Raw genomic sequence first — 17735 nt, 5'->3', positions numbered from 1 at the left:
AGGCATGCGTGCCGCGTACATGTTCGCCCCCGGCGATGTCCGGGTGATCGATGCTCCCGCCCCTCGGATCGAGGAGCCCACGGATGCCCTGGTGAGGCTCGTCCGAACGTGCGTCTGCGGCAGCGACCTGCATCCCTACCATTCGATGGCCCCGAACCCCGACGGCACGTCGATGGGCCACGAGTACCTCGGTGTCGTCGAAGAGGTCGGCGCCGAGGTCGTCACCGTGCGACCCGGCGACCTCGTGATCGTCCCGTTCGTGTTCTCGTGCGGGGTGTGCGACTTCTGCCGTGAGGGCCTGCAGACCTCGTGCCGCCGGGCCGGGCTCGCGAGCCGGCTCGGCTCCGCCGGTGCACAGGCCGAGCTGCTGCGCGCGCCTCTGGCCGACGGAACGCTCTACCCCGTTCCGGTCGACGAGCACAGTGGGCTGCTGGCGAGCCTGCTGACTCTCAGCGACGTCTACGGCACCGGGTTCCACGCCGCACTCACCGGCGGGGCGGGCCCCGAGACCACCGTCGCGGTCATCGGTGATGGGGCGGTCGGGCTGCTCGCGGTCCTCTCGGCCCGGCGACTGGGTGCCGAGCGGATCATCCTCATGGGCCGGCATGCCGCTCGGACCGACCTCGGCCGCGAGTTCGGCGCGACGGATGTCGTGGCGACCCGCGCAGACGAGGGCGTCGAGGCCGTGCGAGAGCTCACCGGCGGCGACGGATGCCACGTCGTGCTCGAGGCGGTCGGGCACCTCCCGGCGCTCGAGCAGGCGCTCGGGATCGTCCGCGCCGGGGGGCGGATCGCGCGCGTCGGGGTGCCGCAGTACCGCGAGGGGCCGATCGGACGCGAGCAGTTCGCCCGCAACGTCACGATCACCGGCGGTGTCGCGCCGGTGCGCCACTACATCGATCGGCTGCTTCCCGACGTGCTGTCGGGCGAGGTGGATCCAGGTCGGGTCTTCGACGTCGAACTCTCCCTCGACGACGCGGCGCGCGGCTACGAGCTGATGGATCGCCGCGAGGCGCTCAAGGTGATGCTCCGCCCCTAAGGGGAGACCTCTCGTCGGCGCGCCGCGCAAATCGGCGCGCCGGACTTTTCTGAGAGTTTCTTGTGTCGGAGTTGTGTTGTTGGTATCTTTGCCGCAGGGCGCAATGTGAGCGCTAACTAACTCCCCATCGCTGACGTCAAGGAGGTACCTGCGCCGCCCCCGCGGCGCTGTCGCAGCGCGCGACCGCGGTCGAGGTCCCCGCGATTCGATTGGCTGCACCCCCGTAGGTTTCCCCGGGCCTCGCCGCAACACCGAGCGCATCGCTGCGCTCACCCCACGAAGGAGTGATGACGCATGAGGCCGATCGCGACGCCCGGCTGCGACGCCGGGCCATCCGCGAGGCGAGACCGATATCGGTCTCGCCCGCGCGATGCCGCGGGCGCGCCGGGCATCCCCGCTGACGACGTCGAGATCACGACGAGCACGACGGAAGGAGGCGCCACGACTCAGGCCCCGGTCGCGTACGACGCCGCCGCCTGCCGATGACCACGGCGCGGCCCCGGTGCGGTTCCCCCTCTCCCCGAGTCCGCACCGGGTCCCCCACCCCATCCCATCCCAGGAAAGACAGGAAGAGGAAGCAATGAGCCCATCGACCAAGAGCCGTCCCGACGGCACGAGAAGGCGCAGGACCATGACGTTCGCGGCGGCGATTGCCGGCGTCGCTCTCGCGTGGTCCGCCGTGACACCCCCCGCGACGGCCGCGGACACCGAACTGATCGTGAACGGCGGATTCGAGAGCGGCATCAGCTCGTGGTTCGTCAACAACGGCAACGCCACCGACGGCGGCCAGCTCGCCGTCGTCTCCGATCCCCACGCAGGGGCGTCGGCTGTGCAGACGACCGGTCGCAAGACGACCGGCACAGGTCCCATGCAGGACCTGTCCGGCAAGGTGCAGTCAGGGAAGACCTACACCGTGTCCGCGTGGGTCAAATACGACAACGCGGCGAGCCCGGCCACCAAGCAGTTCTTCGCCACCATGCACTACGGCGGCGGCACCTACACGAACCTGGCCTCGGTGCAGGCGACCCGCGGTCAGTGGAGCCACATCCAGGGCAACTTCACGATCCCGTCGGCGCAGAGCACGGCGACCGCGCGCATCTTCTTCGAGACGCCGTGGACGTCCGACCCGGCAAGCGCTCCCGACACGCACCTGATGGACTTCGTGCTCGACGACGTGTCGCTGGTGGGCGCCGCCCCGCCCGCTGCTCCGTCCAAGACGATCGAGGTCGTCGGCAAGCTTCCCGGCGAGCACAACCCGCTGATCGGACACAAGTTCGGTGCGGACGGGTTCGGGTATGCCGAGAACGGGCGCGTCTACATGTTCATGACCAACGACACCCAGGGCTACGCGCCCGACCCGGTGACCGGGGTCTCGCCGCAGATCAACTACGGCAGCATCAACCAGATCACGCTGATCTCCTCCGAGGACCTGGTCAACTGGACCGACCACGGTGAGATCCAGGTGGCCGGCTCGGCGGGTGTCGCCCCGTTCACGAACAACTCGTGGGCGCCCGGCTTCGCCAAGAAGAAGGTGAACGGTCAGGACAAGTACTTCCTGTACTACGCGAACGGCGGCGGATCGTCCAACGTCATCACCGGTGCCAGCCCGCTCGGGCCGTGGACCAGTGAGCGCAGCTCGACGCTGATCGACGGTTCGACGCCCGGCGCCGAGTCGGTGGCCTGGAAGTTCGACCCCGCGCCTCTCGTGGACAAGGACGGCAAGGCGTACCTCTACTTCGGCGGCGGTCCGGCGTCGACGTCGATGCCGGCGTCCGAGCGGTTCAACAACCCGAAGAACATCCGCGTCATCGAGCTCGGTGACGACATGGTGAGCACCAAGGGTTCGGCCCAGGTCGTCGACACCCCGGTGTCGTTCGAGGCCGCTCAGGTGTTCGAGCGCGAGGGCAAGTACTACCTGTCCTACTCGTCCCACTTCGGCGGCAACGACTTCGGCGGCAACCAGGCCAAGGCCCAGGCCAACTACCCGGGCGGCGGCGAGATCGGCTACCTGATGTCGGACAGCCCGACCAACTTCCCGAAGGAGACGTACGCGGGCGTGCTCTTCCCGAACCAGGGCCAGTTCTTCGGTGCCGGCACGGGCGGAAACAACCACCAGTCGGTGTTCGAGTTCAACGGCAAGTACTACTTCACGTACCACGCCCCGACCCTGAACAAGCGCATCAACGGCAACACGACGCAGGGTTACCGCAGCCCGCACATCCAGGAGATGGCGTTCAACGCGGACGGCACGATCAAGCAGGTCGTCGGCGACTACGCCGGCGTGGCGCAGGTGCACGACTTCGACCCGTTCCGCGTGTTCGAAGCCGAAACCTTCGGCTGGAGCAAGGGCATCGCGACCGAGAAGATCGCGGGTGGGTCGACGCAGTTCGGCTCCACCGCGCCCAACCTCGTCGTCAAGGACATCGACGCCGGTGACTGGACCGGTCTGTCGTCGGTGGCGTTCGGTGAGAAGGGCGCGGCCTCGGTGACGGTCAAGGCCAAGCCGCTGCAGGCCGGGGGCAAGATCGAGGTCCGTTCGGGCAGCGCCACGGGCACCGTCCTCGGCACGATCTCCGTCGACGGTCCGATCGGTGAATGGTCCGAGAGCACGGCGACGCTGACCGGCGCCACCGGAACGCACGACGTCTACTTCACCTACACCGGGGGAACGGGCGACCTGTTCGAGCTCGACACGTTCTCGTTCGCCGCCGCCCAGCCCGAGCCGCAGCTCGCGGTCACGGCGACGGCCACGACGCGTTGCGTCGCGGGCAAGGTCGTGCTGGCCGTCTCCGTCACGGGCGACCCGGCGACGCCGGTCACCGCGGCCATCACCACGCCGGCGGGAACGCGGACGCTGTCGGTCGGCGCGGGCAAGACCGCCACGGCGGCCGTGTCGACGCGCGCGGCATCGTTCGATGCCGGACAGGCCGAGGTGGTCGCCACGGCGGCCGACGGCTCGCGCGTGAGCGTGAGCGCTCCGTACACCGCTCGGTCCTGCGGCTGAGCGAACCCGGGGCGGCCGCTCGCGCGGTCGCCCCGGGTCCTCGCGCCTTCCTCTCTCACGGCCTCGAACGACACCCGACAAACGACCCCACAACGACCCCACAAGAAAGCGACGACATGTCGAAGAAACGCCCGCTCGCGGCGATCGCGGTGGTAGCCGCGCTCGCGGGGAGCATGCTCACCACGACAGCCGCGTCGGCGGCGGACAGCACCGCTCCCGATTCCGGCTACACCTCCACGGACAAGGGTGATGGCACCTACACCGTCCCCGTCATCAACGCCGATGTCCCCGACGTCAGCGTCGCGATGGTCCCCGCAGCAGAGAATGCCGAGGGCCGAGACATCTACTACATGGTGTCCACGACGATGCACCTCAGCCCCGGTGCCCCCATCATGAAGTCCTACGACGGTGTCAACTGGGAGACCGTCAACTACGTGTTCAACCGGATCAGCATCTCGGATGCCTCGTCGCTGCGAAACGGCAAGGAGTCGTACGGTCAGGGCCAGTGGGCGTCGTCCCTGCGGTACCACGACGGCACGTTCTACGTGCTGTTCAACACGAACAACCTCGGTGGCGCCTACCTCTATACGACCAAGGACATCGAGAACGGCGTGTGGGAGTCGCACGCGTTCGGTCGCGCCTTCCACGACCCCTCGCTCTTCTTCGACGACGCGAACGGCGGCACGCCCTACATCTTCTACGGCTCGGGCGGGACGAGCGCGGTCAAGCTCAGCGAAGACCTCTCGAGCATCGTCGCGGAGTACCCGAACATCTTCCGGGCCAGCGACTACGCCGACCAGTCCTTCGTCGGCGGACTGTTCGAGGGCGCGCAGGTCTACAAGATCGGCGACTACTACTACGTCTTCATCATCACGTGGCCGAGCGGCCAGGGCCGCCAGGAAGCCGTCTTCCGCTCCAAGGACCTGCTCGGGCGCTACCAGTCGGTCGGTGGCGCCAACACGTATGAGGCGCGCAGCGCGTTGAACTCCAACGGCTTCGCGCAGGGCGGTCTGTTCGAGGTCCCGCGCGCCGGTCAGGAAAGCGACTGGTACGGATTCTTCTTCCGCGACACATTCCCGGTCGGCCGCATCCCCGCGCTGATCCCGGCGACCTGGAAGGACGGCTGGCCGACCTTCGGCAACAACGGCAACGTGCCCTACAACGGCACCTTCGACAAGGTCATCTCCCTCACCCCGGCGCAGACCGAGCTCGAGCGCTCGCGGTCGGTCGTCGCGTCGGACGACTTCGACAACGACGCACCGCATCGCGCATGGTCGGATGAGAAGTGGCAGATCCCGGCGCAGCCGGCGATCGATCAGTCGCTGCTGGGCGTCGAGCTGTTCGCGAACGCGAACCTCGACGCGGGCACGACGGGCTGGATCGTCAACGACAACGCGACGCTGACCGCCTCGCCGAACGGGCACAACGGATCGTCCGCCGTCCTGATCTCCGACCGCAAGACCACCGGGTCGGGCATCGCGCAGGACGTGTCCGGCAAGGTCCAGCACGATGTCACGTACGACATCTCCGCCTGGGTGAAGTACGACAAGGCGACTTCTCCCGCCACGAAGCAGTTCATCCTGACCGCGCGGTACGGCAACGGCACGTACACGAACCTCGCCAACGTGACCGCGACCAACGGCCAGTGGGCGCAGATCAAGGGCAGCTTCACCGTGCCGTCCTCGCAGCCTCTGGATTCGATGCGCATCTTCCTCGAGACCCCGTGGACGAGCGCGACGAACGTGCAGGCCTCGCCCGACGCGCACGTCATGGATGTCCTGGTCGACGACCTGTCGCTGCGGGGGCGTCCGCTGACCACCGAGGCGCCGTCGGCCGACGAGATCGCCTACAACGGCTCCGACCTCGACCCGGCGTGGGAGTGGAACCACGCACCCGACAACCGGTACTGGTCGTTGACCGAGCGTCCCGGATGGCTGAGCCTGACCAACGGCAAGGTCGTCACGGGGCAGTACAAGTACGCCAAGCTCTCGGGCAAGGACGACCTGACCTGGTTCGAGGAGGCCCGCAACACCCTGTCGCAGCGCACCTTCGGCCCGAAGCAGTCCGTCGAGACCACGATCGACGTGTCGCGCATGAAGGACGGCGATGTCGCGGGTCTCGCGACCTACACGCGCAGCTTCGCCTACGCGGGGGTGAAGAAGGTCGACGGTCAGTACACGCTCGGCATCGTCTACCGAGGCCAGCCCTTCCAGGCGACGCTCGATCGCGCGGCGACCGAGGCGTTCGTCTCCGGGTCGACGGTCCCGCTCGGCGACAGCCGTGTCGTCCACCTCAAGGCCGACGTCGACTCGGTGACCAACGGCGGCCAGATGTGGATCCGCTACTACTACAGCCTCGACGGTCAGACGTGGCAGCAGCTCGGCCAGCGGACCGGTCCGCTCTCGATGGACTGGAGTCTGTCGCACTTCATGGGCTACCGTATGGGGCTCTTCTCGTACGCGACGCAGCAGACCGGCGGCGGGGTCGACTTCGACCACTACTCGCTCAGCAAGGTGCTCACCGCCGACGGCGTCGCCGTCACAGGCGCTCGTCTGGATGCCGCGATCTCTCGCGCCGCGGGACTTAAGGAGTCCGACTATCCCGCGGCCGCCTGGGCGTCGTTCCAGCACACCTACGGCAAGGCGATCGCCGCTCGGGATGCCGCGGCGCAGCACCCGTTCTCGACGCTCAACCAGGTCGAGGCGGTGGCGCGACCGCTGGAGCGATCCCTCGCCGAGCTCGCCGTGATCGCCGAGAGCACGCCGCCGGCACTGACCGTCACGGCGACCACGACGTCGCGGTGCGTGGCCGGCAAGTCGGTGCTCGCCGTCACGGTGAAGAACGCGTCCGATGTTCCGGTCACGGCGGCGGTGTCGACTCCGGTCGGAAACCGCACCGTCTCGGTCGCGGCGGGTGCCGCGAGCTCGGTCGCCCTGTCGACGCGGCAGGTGTCCGTGCCGGCCGGAGTCGCGAGTGTGGAGGCCTCCGGAGAGGTCGGGGGCAAGGCGGTCAAAACGACCGTCACGGCTCCCTACGAAGCCCACACCTGTGGACGATAGAAGACCGGAAAATCAGCCTTGTTTGCGCTAACAGTTCACGATAACATTTTGCTCAGGCAAGGACCGACGGCGGACCAAGAGGATGCGACGACGCACGATGCCCCCTCTCTCCCGCCGACCCGGCGTGTGCACCCCCGTGCACGTCGATCAGATCGGGCGGGCGGAACCCTGCGCGCCGAAACCAATCGGGTGGTGCTGAGGCCGCTCGAAGAAATGGAGTATCCGATGAAGAACAGGGCAACCTGGACCCGCGTTGCGGCGGGCGTGGTCGGCGGAGCGATGCTGGTCGGCTGCGCCGGCGCGGCGATGGCCGCCGAGGTGCAGAACGACGACGTCAACGTCAACGTCAACATCGAGGCGAAGGGTGCGCTGACGATGTCGGTGGCCGCGACCTCGACGACGCTGACCGAGGTCGCGTCGGCCGACACGACGCTCCGTCAGTTCGACGGCAAGCTGCCCGTCGTGACGGTGACCGACGACCGCCAGCAGGTGCCGGACGGCGTCTTCTGGTACGTGACCGGTCAGTCGTCCGAGTTCAGCGCTCCGGGCGTCACGCAGAAGATCGCTGCGGGGAACCTGGGCTGGACGCCGAAGCTCCTCTCCGACAACTCGGACGGTGCTGTCAGCGAGGGCGACGAGGTCGTGACCACGCTGGATGACCCGACGAGCGGATCGACGAGCACGCCGAACAACGTCGGCCTCGTCGGCGACGAGCTGTTCGTGCTGTCGCTCGACTCGCAGCAGGTGCGGCCGACCGGCGAGTGGAAGGCGGACGCCGACCTCTTCCTGAAGACGCCGGCCACGGTCGCGCCGGGCGCGTACTCGGGCAAGATCACGCTTACGCTCTGGGAAGACGCCCAGCAGTAAGCCCGTCGGTCTATGCCCCTCGGGCCGGAGCCGTCCTCGCGGCGGCTCCGGCCCGTTCCCTCTCAGGAGTTCCGATGCCCCACCTCCCCCTTCGCGCCGTCGCCGCACGTCTGACGGCGGCGCTGGCCGCGGCCGCGCTCGGGCTCCTGGTGCTGCCGGCACCCGCCGTGCTGGCGGACGACGCGGCCGATGCGCCGGTGCGCTGGTCGGTCACGCCGTCGGACGCGAACGGGCCCGACGGGCGGAGGTTCGCGGAGTATCAGCTCGATCCTGGAGCGAGTGCGGATGACCACCTCGCCATCCGCAACTCCAGCGATCACGAGGTGAGCTTCGCGCTCGCCGCCGCGGACGGCTATTTCACGCGGTCTGGCCGCTTCGATACCCTCTCGTCCGACAAGAAGTCCGTCGATTCGGGCACCTGGATCTCGCTGCCACCGTCGGTGACGGTCGCCGCCGGTGCCACCGTCGTCGTCCCCTACTCGATCTCCGTTCCCGAACGCGCCGAACCGGGAGACCATGCCGCCGGCATCACCGCCTCTATCACGTCCACCCAGACCGCAGACGGGGGAGCGAGCGTCGGCGTCGAAAGCCGCATCGGCTTCCGGGTGCTCACGCGGGTGAACGGCCAGCTGGCTCCCGCCGCGGCGCTGACGAACGGCTCGGCGTCCTACGAGATGTCGTGGAACCCCTTCCGCCCAGGGTCGGTCACGGTGTCGTTCGACGTCCAGAACACCGGGAACGCCCGGATCCTCGTCGCCGGCACGGTCGAGGCGGGCGGGCAATCCATATCCTTCCCCGCCGAGGGGGAGTCGGCGCCCGAACTCCTCCCCGGCGACCACCGCACTCTCAGCGTCTCCGTTCCCGGGGCCTGGCCGTTGTTCTCGGTCCCGGTCGCGGTGACGCTCCAGCCGACGGCGGTGACCTTCGACGGGCAGCGCCCCGAGGTCGCCCCGGCGAGCTGGACATCGTCGGTCATCGCGGTGCCCTGGCCTCAGATCGCTGTCCTCGTCGGACTCGCGCTCGTCGTCTGGGCACTGGTCGGATCGCGTCGCCGCTCGCGACGCCGATTGACCGCCATGCTCGATCGCGCCCGTGAAGAGGGGCGCCGCACTGCCGAACAGGAGACATCATCATGACCTGGCTCACCGCTGCCGCGGACACCACCGAGTACAACAGCGAGGGCGTCCGCGTCTTCGTCGACATTCTGCCGGTGCCCTGCGGTACCGGCTGCTCGGGGGCGCTTCCGGTGACCGGAGGCGAGCCGGCGTGGATGCTGTTGGCGGCGGGTGCAGCGCTCGTCATTGCGGGTGTCGCTGTCGTCCGGGGCTACCATGGGTCTCGACGAAACGGGGTTGGATGACCGATCAGGCGACGCGAGGCTGGCAGAGGCCCAGCATTTACGACGTCGCGAAGCAGGCGGGCGTGTCGCACATGACGGTCTCCCGTGTGCTCAACGGTCACCCCAACATCCGAGACTCGACGCGTGAGCGCGTGCTCCGCGCGATCGAGGACATGAACTACACGCGCAGCTCGATCGCGCGGGCGCTCGCGACCCGCCGCGCCATGCGCATCGGTGTGCTCGTGGACGGCCCTGTGGAGTACGGACCGAACAGCACTCTGCGCGCCCTCGAGAGCGCGGCCCGTCATCAGGGTTACGGGGTGAGCGCGTTCTCGGTCTCCGACGGCGCCCAGTCCCAGATGGACGACGGCCTGATGGAACTCGCCACCGAAGGTGTGGAGGCGCTCTGCGTCATTGCGCCCCGGGCATCCTCGCTGCGGGTCCTCCGCGAGCACGACCGAGGACTGCCCACCATCGTGATCAAGGCCGAGCCCGACCCCGTGTGGCACACGATCGCCGTGGATCAGCGCGCCGGCGCTGTCGAGGCGGTCACCTATCTGATCGGCATCGGCCACCGCAGGATCCTTCATCTCGCGGGACCCCAGGACTGGTACGACGCGCGTGAGCGTCAGCAGGGGTGGGCGGATGCCCTCGCGCTGGCAGGTCTCGACGTCATCGCTCCCGTGGTGGGGGACTGGACCTCGGACTTCGGCTACGAGTACGGGCGGACGCATGATTTCGGCGATGCGACCGCCGTCTTCGCCGCGAACGACCAGATGGCGCTCGGCCTCATGCACGGGCTCGCCGAGCGCGGCTTGCGCATTCCGCAGGACATCAGTGTCATCGGCGTCGACGATCTGCCCGATTCGCGCCACTTCCTGCCCCCGCTGACGACGGTGCAGCAGGATTTCTCGGCGCTCGGCGAGCTCGCTCTGAGGCAGATTCTCGCGGCGATCGGGGGAGACGGTGACGTCCATCACGACGTGATCGAGCCCGTCCTGGTCGTGCGCGCCTCGACGGCGCCGCCGCGCCGCTGACCCATGGCGCGAACGCCTCGCGCCGTCACAAATGTGCGCGGTAACAAGATGGTAACGAGTCGGAAAGTTTTGCTTGCTATCTGAAGTGTTAGCGCGCACAATCTAACTGCACCCTTCGGTGGCCTCGGTAGGCGACCGGAAATTCGATCTCATCGACGAACGGCGTCGGGAGTATCTCAAGGAGGAGAAGAGATGGGACACAACAAGAGGTTCCTGGGACTGGTCGGTCTCGCAGCGGTCGGCGCCCTGACGCTCACGGCATGCTCGTCGGGTTCGGGCGAGCCGGCATCGTCCGGCGACGCCGGCAAGGACGGCAAGACGGTCACCGTCGGCTTCGTCGCGGTCGGCCCCGAGGGCGGCTGGCGCAACGCCAACGAGCAGGCGATCAAGGACGCGTTCACCAAGGAGGCCGGCTTCGACCTCAAGTACGCTCCGGCCGCGAGCCCGAGCGACCAGAAGTCGCAGCTGGACGCGTTCTCGACCTTCGTCAACGACGAGGTCGACGTCATCCTGCTCACGGCCACGGAGGCCTCGGGCTGGCAGGACCAGCTGAAGAAGGCCAAGGAAGCCAACATCCCCGTGATCCTGCTCGACCGCGGCGTCGACGCGGACAGCGACCTCTACGTCACCCGCATCGCGCCCGACAACGTCCAGGTGGCCACCTCGGTCGGCCAGTGGGCAGCCACGACCTTCCCGCAGGGCGCGAACTACTTCGTGCTCGAGGGTGTCCCCGGTCTGTCGGTCGTCAACGAGCGCAACCAGGGCTTCGACTCGGCCATCGCCGGCAAGGCGGGCTGGAACAAGGTCGGCGCGCAGACCGCCAACTGGAAGACGGACGAGGGCAAGTCGGTCGTCGAGACCGCGCTGAAGGCCAACAACAACGGCATCCAGTTCATCTTCGCGCAGAACGACGAGATGGGCATCGGTGCGGCGCAGGCCGTCTCCGCCGCCGGCCTCAAGCCTGGCACGGACGTCAAGATCGCGACCATCGACGGCACCAAGGGTGCTCTCGAGGCGCTGTCCAAGGGTGACCTGAGCTTCGTCGCCCAGTACAACCCGTTCTTCGGAACCGACGCGGTGGATGCCGTCAACAAGGCCCTCGCCGGCGAGAAGGTCGACTCCACCATCATCGTCAAGAGCGCCACGTTCGACTCGCCCGAGGCTGCCAAGAAGGCCCTCGACAGCGGACTCGGCTTCTGAGTCACACCACCCGAGCCGGCTCACGGTAAGGCGGATGGGGGCGCCCTCGAGGCGCCCCCGTCCTCCGACTGGCTGCCGACCCGTCCGATACCGATCATCGAGGAAGTCAGCACGTGGCCAACGAACCTCTCCCGATCGTCGAAGTGCGCGGTGCGTCGATCACTTTCCCGGGCGTCAAAGCGCTCGACGAAGTGAATTTCCGCCTGCTGCCCGGCGAGGTCCACACTCTCATGGGTGAGAACGGCGCCGGTAAGTCGACGCTCATCAAAGCTCTCACCGGCGTCTACCAGATCGACTCCGGGTCGATCCTGGTCTTCGGCACCGAGCGCCGGTTCTCCGGAACCGCATCCGCTCAGGCCGCCGGAATCTCCACGGTGTATCAGGAAGTGAACCTGTGCACCAACCTCACCATCGGTGAGAACGTCATGCTGGGGCACGAGACCCGCGGTCTCGTCGGCATCAACTGGCGCAAGACCCATGCGCGGGCACACGAGGTGCTCGCGGACATGGGCCTCGGCGACCTCGACACGCGGGCGCCGCTCTCGTCGATCTCGATCGCCCTGCAGCAGCTCGTCGCGATCAGCCGCGCCATGGTGACGAAGTCGAAGGTGCTCATCCTCGACGAGCCCACCTCCAGCCTCGACGCCGCCGAAGTCGAGATGCTCTTCGGCGTCATCCGGCGCCTGCGCGACCAGGGCGTTGCGATCCTGTTCGTCTCGCACTTCCTCGACCAGGTGTACGCGATCAGCGACCGCATCACGGTGCTGCGCAACGGCGGCTTCGTCGGCGAATACCTCAAGCGCGACCTCGACCGCACCGAGCTCATCTCGAAGATGATCGGCAAGGACATCAATGCGCTGCGGGCTCTCGGCTCGAACCGCCAGGTCGACGAGCGCGACCGCACCCAGACACCGGTCTACGCGGCCGACGAGCTGGGCCGCAAGGGCTCGCTCACTCCCACCGACATCGAGATCCACAAGGGCGAGGTGGTCGGCTTCGCCGGTCTGCTCGGCTCGGGACGCACGGAGCTCGCCCGCCTGATCTTCGGCGCCGACAAGCCCGATGCGGGCACCGTGCGCCTCAAGGGCAAGAAGACCACTATTTCGTCGCCGGTCTCGGGTCTGGCGAACCACATCGCGTATTCGACCGAGAACCGCCGCGAAGACGGCATCGTCGGCGACCTCAGCATCCGCGAGAACATCATGCTGGCCGTGCAGGCCCAGCGCGGGTGGATGCGCCGCGTGCCGGCGCGCGACGTCGACCGCATGGTCAAGACCTACATGGAGCGCTTCAGCGTGCGTCCCAACGACCCCGATCGGCCGATCCGGCTGCTCTCCGGCGGTAACCAGCAGAAGGTGCTCCTCGGTCGCTGGCTGGCCACCGACCCGGAGCTGCTGCTGCTGGACGAGCCGACCCGCGGAATCGACGTGGGCGCCAAGGCGGACATCCAGGAGACGGTTGCCGAGCTCGCCGAAGGCGGGATGAGCGTCGTGTTCATCTCGTCCGAGCTCGAAGAGGTCGTGCGCCTGTCCGAGCGCATCCTCATCATGAAGGACCACCAGAAGGTCGGCGAGGTCGTCAACGGACCCGATGTCACGGCGGAGCGGATCGTCTCGATCATCGCCGCCGACTCGGGCGAGAAGGCGGAGGCGCGCACGGACGCGCTCGTCGACGAGGTCGAAGGAGAACTTGAATGAACGCGCTGCGGAACATCGTGCGCACCCCCTGGTTCTGGGGCGTGATCGGCATCGCGCTCCTGCTGGCCATCAACTCCATCAAGGACCCCTCGTACCTCGCAATCGGGGTCAACCCCGCGACGGGACAGCTGTCGGGCAACGTGCTCGATATCCTCCGGGTCTCCGCGCCGATCATGATGATCGCGCTCGGCATGACCTTCGTCATCGCCACGAGCGGTATCGACCTGTCGGTCGGCTCGGTGATGGCGGTCGGAGGCGCCGTCGCCATGGTCACCCTCTCGGGCCTTCGTCAGCCTGACTCGATTGGCGCGATGTTCGCCGCGATCGGCCTGGCGATCCTGCTGGGACTGGTCCTCGGCGCCGTCAATGGATTCCTGGTGGCAGTCATCGGATTGCAACCGTTCATCACGACCCTCGTCATGATGATGGCCGGTCGCGGCATCGCCCGCGTCATCACCGGGGGTCAGAACACGAACTCGGAGAACGAGCCGTTCCGCACCCTCGCGAACGGTCAGTTCCTCGGTCTGCCGCTGAGCTTCGTGCTGGCGCTGGTGATCGTCATCCTCATCGCAGTGCTGATGCGCAAGACCGCGCTCGGCCTGATGATCGAGTCGATCGGCATCAACCCGCACGCCAGCCGCATGGCGGGCATCCGCCCCCGGCCGATCCTCATCACCGTGTACGTCCTGTCGGCGGGTCTCGCCTCGATCGGCGGCCTCTTCACGGTGTCGGAAGTGATGACGGTGGACGTGTCGGGCACCGGCTACCAGATGGAGCTGGATGCCGTGCTGGCGGTCGTCATCGGCGGCACATCCCTCGCCGGCGGCAAGTTCTCGATTGTCGGATCGACGATCGGTGCGCTGGTCATCGCGACGCTGAACAAGACGGTGCTCTTCCTCGGAGTCTCCGCCGCGGCCACCCCCGCCTTCAAGGCGATCGTCATCGTGGTGCTCGTGCTCCTGCAGTCCGAGCGCATCCGGTCGCTGGCGCTCGGGCGCAAGCGACCTCAGAAGCCCGCGGCTCCGCTGGCTGAGAACATGCAGCCGAAGGAGGTCGTCGCATGAGCGGCACATCCACCACCCGCGAACGTCGCGGAGCCGACCTCTCCGGAGCGCCGACCGCCGCCCTGACCTCGACGAGCTCCCGGTGGACTCGCGCCTGGGGGCGCAGCCAGTCGCTGATCCCGACGCTCGCCGCCGTCGTCCTGTTCATCAGCATGCTCGTCTACGCGGAGATCGCGTACGGCCGGGTGTTCCACCTCGGCACCATGTCGAGCCTGCTGGTCAGCTTCGCGCCGACGATCATCCTCGCCGTCGCCATGACGATCGTCATCATCTCGGGCGGCATCGACCTCTCGGTCGGAGCGGTCGTGGCCTTCACCTCGGTATCCGGCGTCATGCTCATGGATGCCGGTGTCAACGGATGGCTCGCCATCGTGCTGATGATCGTGTTCGGCGCCCTGTTCGGACTCGTGTCCGGCGTGCTGGTGCAGTACTTCAACGTGCAGCCCTTCATCGCCACGCTGGCGATGATGTTCCTCGCCCGAGGCCTGGCCTCGATGCTCTCGACCGTGCCGGTGCACGCTCCCGACGACGCGCCGATCCACATGTTCGCCACGGACTGGAAGCTGATCGACGGCCCGAAGACGAACGACCTGGTCCTGACCCCCGGATTCTTCATCGCCGTTCTCGTCGTGATCGGTGCGGTGATCTTCATGCACCGCACCCGCGCAGGACGAACCGTCTATGCGATCGGCGGCGCCGAGTCCTCGGCTCAGCTGATGGGTCTGCCCGTCGCCCGCACCCGCGTGTGGATCTACATCCTCAGCGGTGCGCTGGCCGGCCTCGCGGCCGTCGTCTACACCGCCCAGGTCGGCGGCAAGGCGCAGAACGTCACCGGCATCGGCTGGGAGCTCGACGCGATCGCGGCCGTCGTGATCGGCGGCACGCTCCTCACCGGCGGTGTCGGCTACGTCCTCGGATCGGTGGTCGGATCGCTCGTGCTCGCGGCGCTGTGGATGATCATCACGAAGGACGGATCGATCAAGCCCGAGTACCTCACGATCATCACGGGCAGCATCCTGCTGGTGTTCGTGCTCCTGCAGCGGGCCCTCACGCGACGGAGAGCAGAATGACCGCCGCGACGGCGAGCGTCTCGGACGCCGACCTGCAGCAGCGCATCGACGCCGTCCGCGCCGATGTGGCAGCCCTCCACAGCGAACTCGTCCGCTACGGCCTGGTCGTCTGGACCGGAGGCAATGTCTCCGGTCGGGTTCCCGGCAGCGACCTGTTCGTCATCAAGCCGTCGGGTGTCTCGTACGACGACCTCGCGCCCGAGAACATGATCCTGTGCGATCTGGACGGCGCGGTCGTCCCGGGAACGCCGGGAAGTGACCGCAGCCCGTCCAGCGACACCGCGGCACACGCGTACGTCTACCGGAACATGCCCGAGGTCGGCGGAGTCGTGCACACGCACTCGGACTACGCGGTCGCATGGGCGGCGCGGGGCGAGGAGATTCCCTGCGTCATCACGGCGATGGCGGACGAGTTCGGCGGACCCATCCCGGTGGGTCCCTTCGCGATCATCGGCGACGACTCGATCGGTCGTGGGATCGTCGAGACGCTGCGCGGGCACCGCTCGCGTGCGGTCCTGATGCAGAACCACGGACCGTTCACGATCGGCACGAGCGCCAAGGATGCCGTGAAGGCGGCCGTGATGTGCGAAGACGTCGCGCGCACGGTGCACCTCGCACGCCAGGCCGGCGAGCTGATTCCGATTCCGCAGGAATCGATCGACGCGCTCTACAACCGCTACCAGAACGTCTACGGACAGAACACGGACGACCGGCGATGACGGGCGAGGTGAGCGCCGCGGACCCGCGGACGGCGCAGCTGATCCGCGACGGGCGGACGGCGCTGGGTATCGAGTTCGGCTCGACGCGCATCAAGGCCTGCCTGATCGATGCCGACGACCCCTCGCACGTGCTCGCGGTCGGGGCGCACTCCTGGGAGAACCGTCTCGAGGACGGCCTGTGGACGTATCCGCTCGACGAGGTCTGGGCGGGTGCTGCGGCGGCGTTCTCGGCTCTGGTGGACGACGCGCAGCACCGGCACGGAGTGCGCGTCGAGACGATCGGGGCGATCGGGGTGTCCGCGATGATGCACGGCTACCTCGCGTTCGATGCCGACGGAGAGCTCCTCGTGCCGTTCCGGACCTGGCGCAACACCAACACGGGCCCGGCTGCGGCGGAGCTGTCCGATCTGTTCGGACTCAACATCCCGCTGCGCTGGTCGGTCGCGCACCTGCGGCAGGCCGTGCGCGACGAGGAGCCGCACATCGGCCGCATCGCGTCGGTGACCACGCTGGCCGGCTACGTCCACGAGCGGCTCACGGGCCGCCGCGTGCTCGGCGTCGGCGACGCATCGGGGGTGTTCCCGATCGCGGCCGACGGCAGCGACTACGACGAGCGTCTGCTTGCGCTGTTCGACGCTCTGGCGCCCGAGTCGGTCCCGCCGCTGCGTGCGCTTCTGCCCGAGGTGCTCCCGGCCGGCGGCGACGCCGGTGCGCTGACCGACGAGGGGGCGCTGCTGCTCGACCCGACGGGACTTCTGCACGCCGGAGCCCTCGCCTGCCCGCCGGAAGGCGACGCGGGCACGGGCATGGTGGCGACCAACGCCGTCGCTCCCCGCACGGGCAACGTCAGCGCCGGCACGAGCATCTTCGCGATGGTCGTGCTCGAGCGTCCTCTCGAGGGCATCCACCACGAGCTCGATCTCGTGACGACGCCCGCGGGCGATGCCGTCGCGATGGTGCACTGCAACAACGGTGCGAGCGAGCTTGCGGCGTGGGCGGGGCTGTTCTCGCGGTTCGCCGCCGCCGCCGGAGCGCCGCTCGACTCGGATGCCGTCTTCGACGTGCTCCTGCGCGAGGCGCTCGAAGGCGCCGCCGATGCCGGGGGATTGCTGGCCTACAACCACCTCGCCGGTGAGCCGATCGCCGGTCTCGCCGAGGGCAGGCCGCTGTTCGTCCGCACGCCGGACTCGGTGTTCGACCTCGCGAACGTGATGCGTGCCCACGTCTACGGCGTCTTCGGGACGCTCGCCCTCGGCATGCAGGTGCTCGCCGCCGAAGGCGTCGCTCTCGATCGCATGTATGCGCATGGCGGCATGTTCCGCACCGCGGGAGTCGCGCAGCGCTTCCTCGCGGCCGCTCTGCAGGCGCCCGTCGCCGTCGGCGACACCGCCTCGGAGGGAGGCGCCTGGGGCGTCGCCGTGCTCGCCGCCTTCCGGCGCACGGTCGCTGTCACGGGCGAGCGGGCATTCGTCCCCGAGCTGCACCGATATCTCGACGACGTCGTCTTCGCGGATGCTGCGGCATCCGTCGTCGCGCCCGACGTCACCGACGCGGCGGGCTTCGCCGCGTACCTCGACCGGTACCGCGCGGGCCTCGCGATCGAGCGCGCCGCCGTCACCGCTCTCTGAACTCTGTGGAAA

General features: G+C 68.2%; 13 protein-coding genes. All 13 read left to right on the top strand.

The window, feature by feature from the left end; translation table 11 throughout:
* Window positions 1-4: 4 nt before the first annotated feature.
* Window positions 5-1039, top strand: coding sequence for a zinc-binding dehydrogenase (locus tag JOE64_RS12640; protein WP_204964584.1), 1035 nt, complete (start codon window positions 5-7; stop codon window positions 1037-1039).
* Window positions 1040-1670: 631 nt separating this feature from the next.
* On the top strand, window positions 1671-4043 hold the full coding sequence (locus JOE64_RS12635) for a family 43 glycosylhydrolase (protein ID WP_204964583.1): 2373 nt from the start codon (window positions 1671-1673) through the stop codon (window positions 4041-4043).
* A 116-nt stretch (window positions 4044-4159) separates the two neighbouring features.
* The gene (locus JOE64_RS12630; RefSeq protein ID WP_204964582.1) at window positions 4160-7102 is read left to right on the top strand and encodes a beta-xylosidase family glycoside hydrolase; all 2943 of its coding nucleotides are present in this window, start codon (window positions 4160-4162) and stop codon (window positions 7100-7102) included.
* A 225-nt stretch (window positions 7103-7327) separates the two neighbouring features.
* Entirely contained in the window at window positions 7328-7969 is a 642-nt protein-coding gene (locus JOE64_RS12625; RefSeq protein ID WP_204964581.1) for a hypothetical protein, read from the top strand.
* Between the two features lie 74 nt (window positions 7970-8043).
* On the top strand, window positions 8044-9105 hold the full coding sequence (locus JOE64_RS12620; protein ID WP_204964580.1) for a DUF916 domain-containing protein: 1062 nt from the start codon (window positions 8044-8046) through the stop codon (window positions 9103-9105).
* Complete coding sequence (locus tag JOE64_RS12615; protein ID WP_204964579.1) at window positions 9102-9329, top strand: LPXTG cell wall anchor domain-containing protein; 228 nt, start codon at window positions 9102-9104, stop codon at window positions 9327-9329. Before JOE64_RS12620 ends, JOE64_RS12615 begins: the two co-directional genes overlap by 4 nt.
* Window positions 9326-10345, top strand: a complete 1020-nt coding sequence (locus tag JOE64_RS12610) for a LacI family DNA-binding transcriptional regulator (RefSeq protein ID WP_204964578.1) — start codon at window positions 9326-9328, stop codon at window positions 10343-10345. Before JOE64_RS12615 ends, JOE64_RS12610 begins: the two co-directional genes overlap by 4 nt.
* A gap of 192 nt (window positions 10346-10537) precedes the next feature.
* Window positions 10538-11545, top strand: a complete 1008-nt coding sequence (locus tag JOE64_RS12605; RefSeq protein ID WP_204964577.1) for an ABC transporter substrate-binding protein — start codon at window positions 10538-10540, stop codon at window positions 11543-11545.
* Between the two features lie 113 nt (window positions 11546-11658).
* The gene (locus JOE64_RS12600; RefSeq protein ID WP_204964576.1) at window positions 11659-13242 is read left to right on the top strand and encodes a sugar ABC transporter ATP-binding protein; all 1584 of its coding nucleotides are present in this window, start codon (window positions 11659-11661) and stop codon (window positions 13240-13242) included.
* Complete coding sequence (locus JOE64_RS12595) at window positions 13239-14306, top strand: ABC transporter permease (protein ID WP_204964575.1); 1068 nt, start codon at window positions 13239-13241, stop codon at window positions 14304-14306. The genes JOE64_RS12600 and JOE64_RS12595 overlap by 4 nt, the downstream gene beginning before the upstream one ends.
* Entirely contained in the window at window positions 14303-15376 is a 1074-nt protein-coding gene (locus JOE64_RS12590) for an ABC transporter permease (RefSeq protein WP_204964574.1), read from the top strand. Before JOE64_RS12595 ends, JOE64_RS12590 begins: the two co-directional genes overlap by 4 nt.
* On the top strand, window positions 15373-16095 hold the full coding sequence (locus JOE64_RS12585) for an L-ribulose-5-phosphate 4-epimerase (RefSeq protein WP_204964573.1): 723 nt from the start codon (window positions 15373-15375) through the stop codon (window positions 16093-16095). Before JOE64_RS12590 ends, JOE64_RS12585 begins: the two co-directional genes overlap by 4 nt.
* On the top strand, window positions 16092-17723 hold the full coding sequence (locus tag JOE64_RS12580; protein ID WP_204964572.1) for a xylulokinase: 1632 nt from the start codon (window positions 16092-16094) through the stop codon (window positions 17721-17723). Before JOE64_RS12585 ends, JOE64_RS12580 begins: the two co-directional genes overlap by 4 nt.
* The last annotated feature ends 12 nt before the right edge of the window (window positions 17724-17735 follow it).

Origin of the sequence: Microbacterium dextranolyticum, assembly GCF_016907295.1 — a bacterium.
GTDB lineage: Bacteria > Actinomycetota > Actinomycetes > Actinomycetales > Microbacteriaceae > Microbacterium > Microbacterium dextranolyticum.
This window is presented reverse-complemented; position numbering and strand designations above follow the sequence as displayed.

What these genes read in the sequence shown, in the direction of transcription:
- JOE64_RS12605 (WP_204964577.1), top strand. Translation starts at nt 10,538, where the DNA reads ATGGGACACAACAAGAGGTTCCTGGGACTGGTCGGTCTCGCAGCGGTC.
- JOE64_RS12585 (WP_204964573.1), top strand. Translation starts at nt 15,373, where the DNA reads ATGACCGCCGCGACGGCGAGCGTCTCGGACGCCGACCTGCAGCAGCGC.
- JOE64_RS12625 (WP_204964581.1), top strand. Translation starts at nt 7,328, where the DNA reads ATGAAGAACAGGGCAACCTGGACCCGCGTTGCGGCGGGCGTGGTCGGC.
- JOE64_RS12615 (WP_204964579.1), top strand. Translation starts at nt 9,102, where the DNA reads ATGACCTGGCTCACCGCTGCCGCGGACACCACCGAGTACAACAGCGAG.
- JOE64_RS12580 (WP_204964572.1), top strand. Translation starts at nt 16,092, where the DNA reads ATGACGGGCGAGGTGAGCGCCGCGGACCCGCGGACGGCGCAGCTGATC.
- JOE64_RS12610 (WP_204964578.1), top strand. Translation starts at nt 9,326, where the DNA reads ATGACCGATCAGGCGACGCGAGGCTGGCAGAGGCCCAGCATTTACGAC.
- JOE64_RS12635 (WP_204964583.1), top strand. Translation starts at nt 1,671, where the DNA reads ATGACGTTCGCGGCGGCGATTGCCGGCGTCGCTCTCGCGTGGTCCGCC.
- JOE64_RS12590 (WP_204964574.1), top strand. Translation starts at nt 14,303, where the DNA reads ATGAGCGGCACATCCACCACCCGCGAACGTCGCGGAGCCGACCTCTCC.
- JOE64_RS12620 (WP_204964580.1), top strand. Translation starts at nt 8,044, where the DNA reads ATGCCCCACCTCCCCCTTCGCGCCGTCGCCGCACGTCTGACGGCGGCG.
- JOE64_RS12630 (WP_204964582.1), top strand. Translation starts at nt 4,160, where the DNA reads ATGTCGAAGAAACGCCCGCTCGCGGCGATCGCGGTGGTAGCCGCGCTC.
- JOE64_RS12595 (WP_204964575.1), top strand. Translation starts at nt 13,239, where the DNA reads ATGAACGCGCTGCGGAACATCGTGCGCACCCCCTGGTTCTGGGGCGTG.
- JOE64_RS12640 (WP_204964584.1), top strand. Translation starts at nt 5, where the DNA reads ATGCGTGCCGCGTACATGTTCGCCCCCGGCGATGTCCGGGTGATCGAT.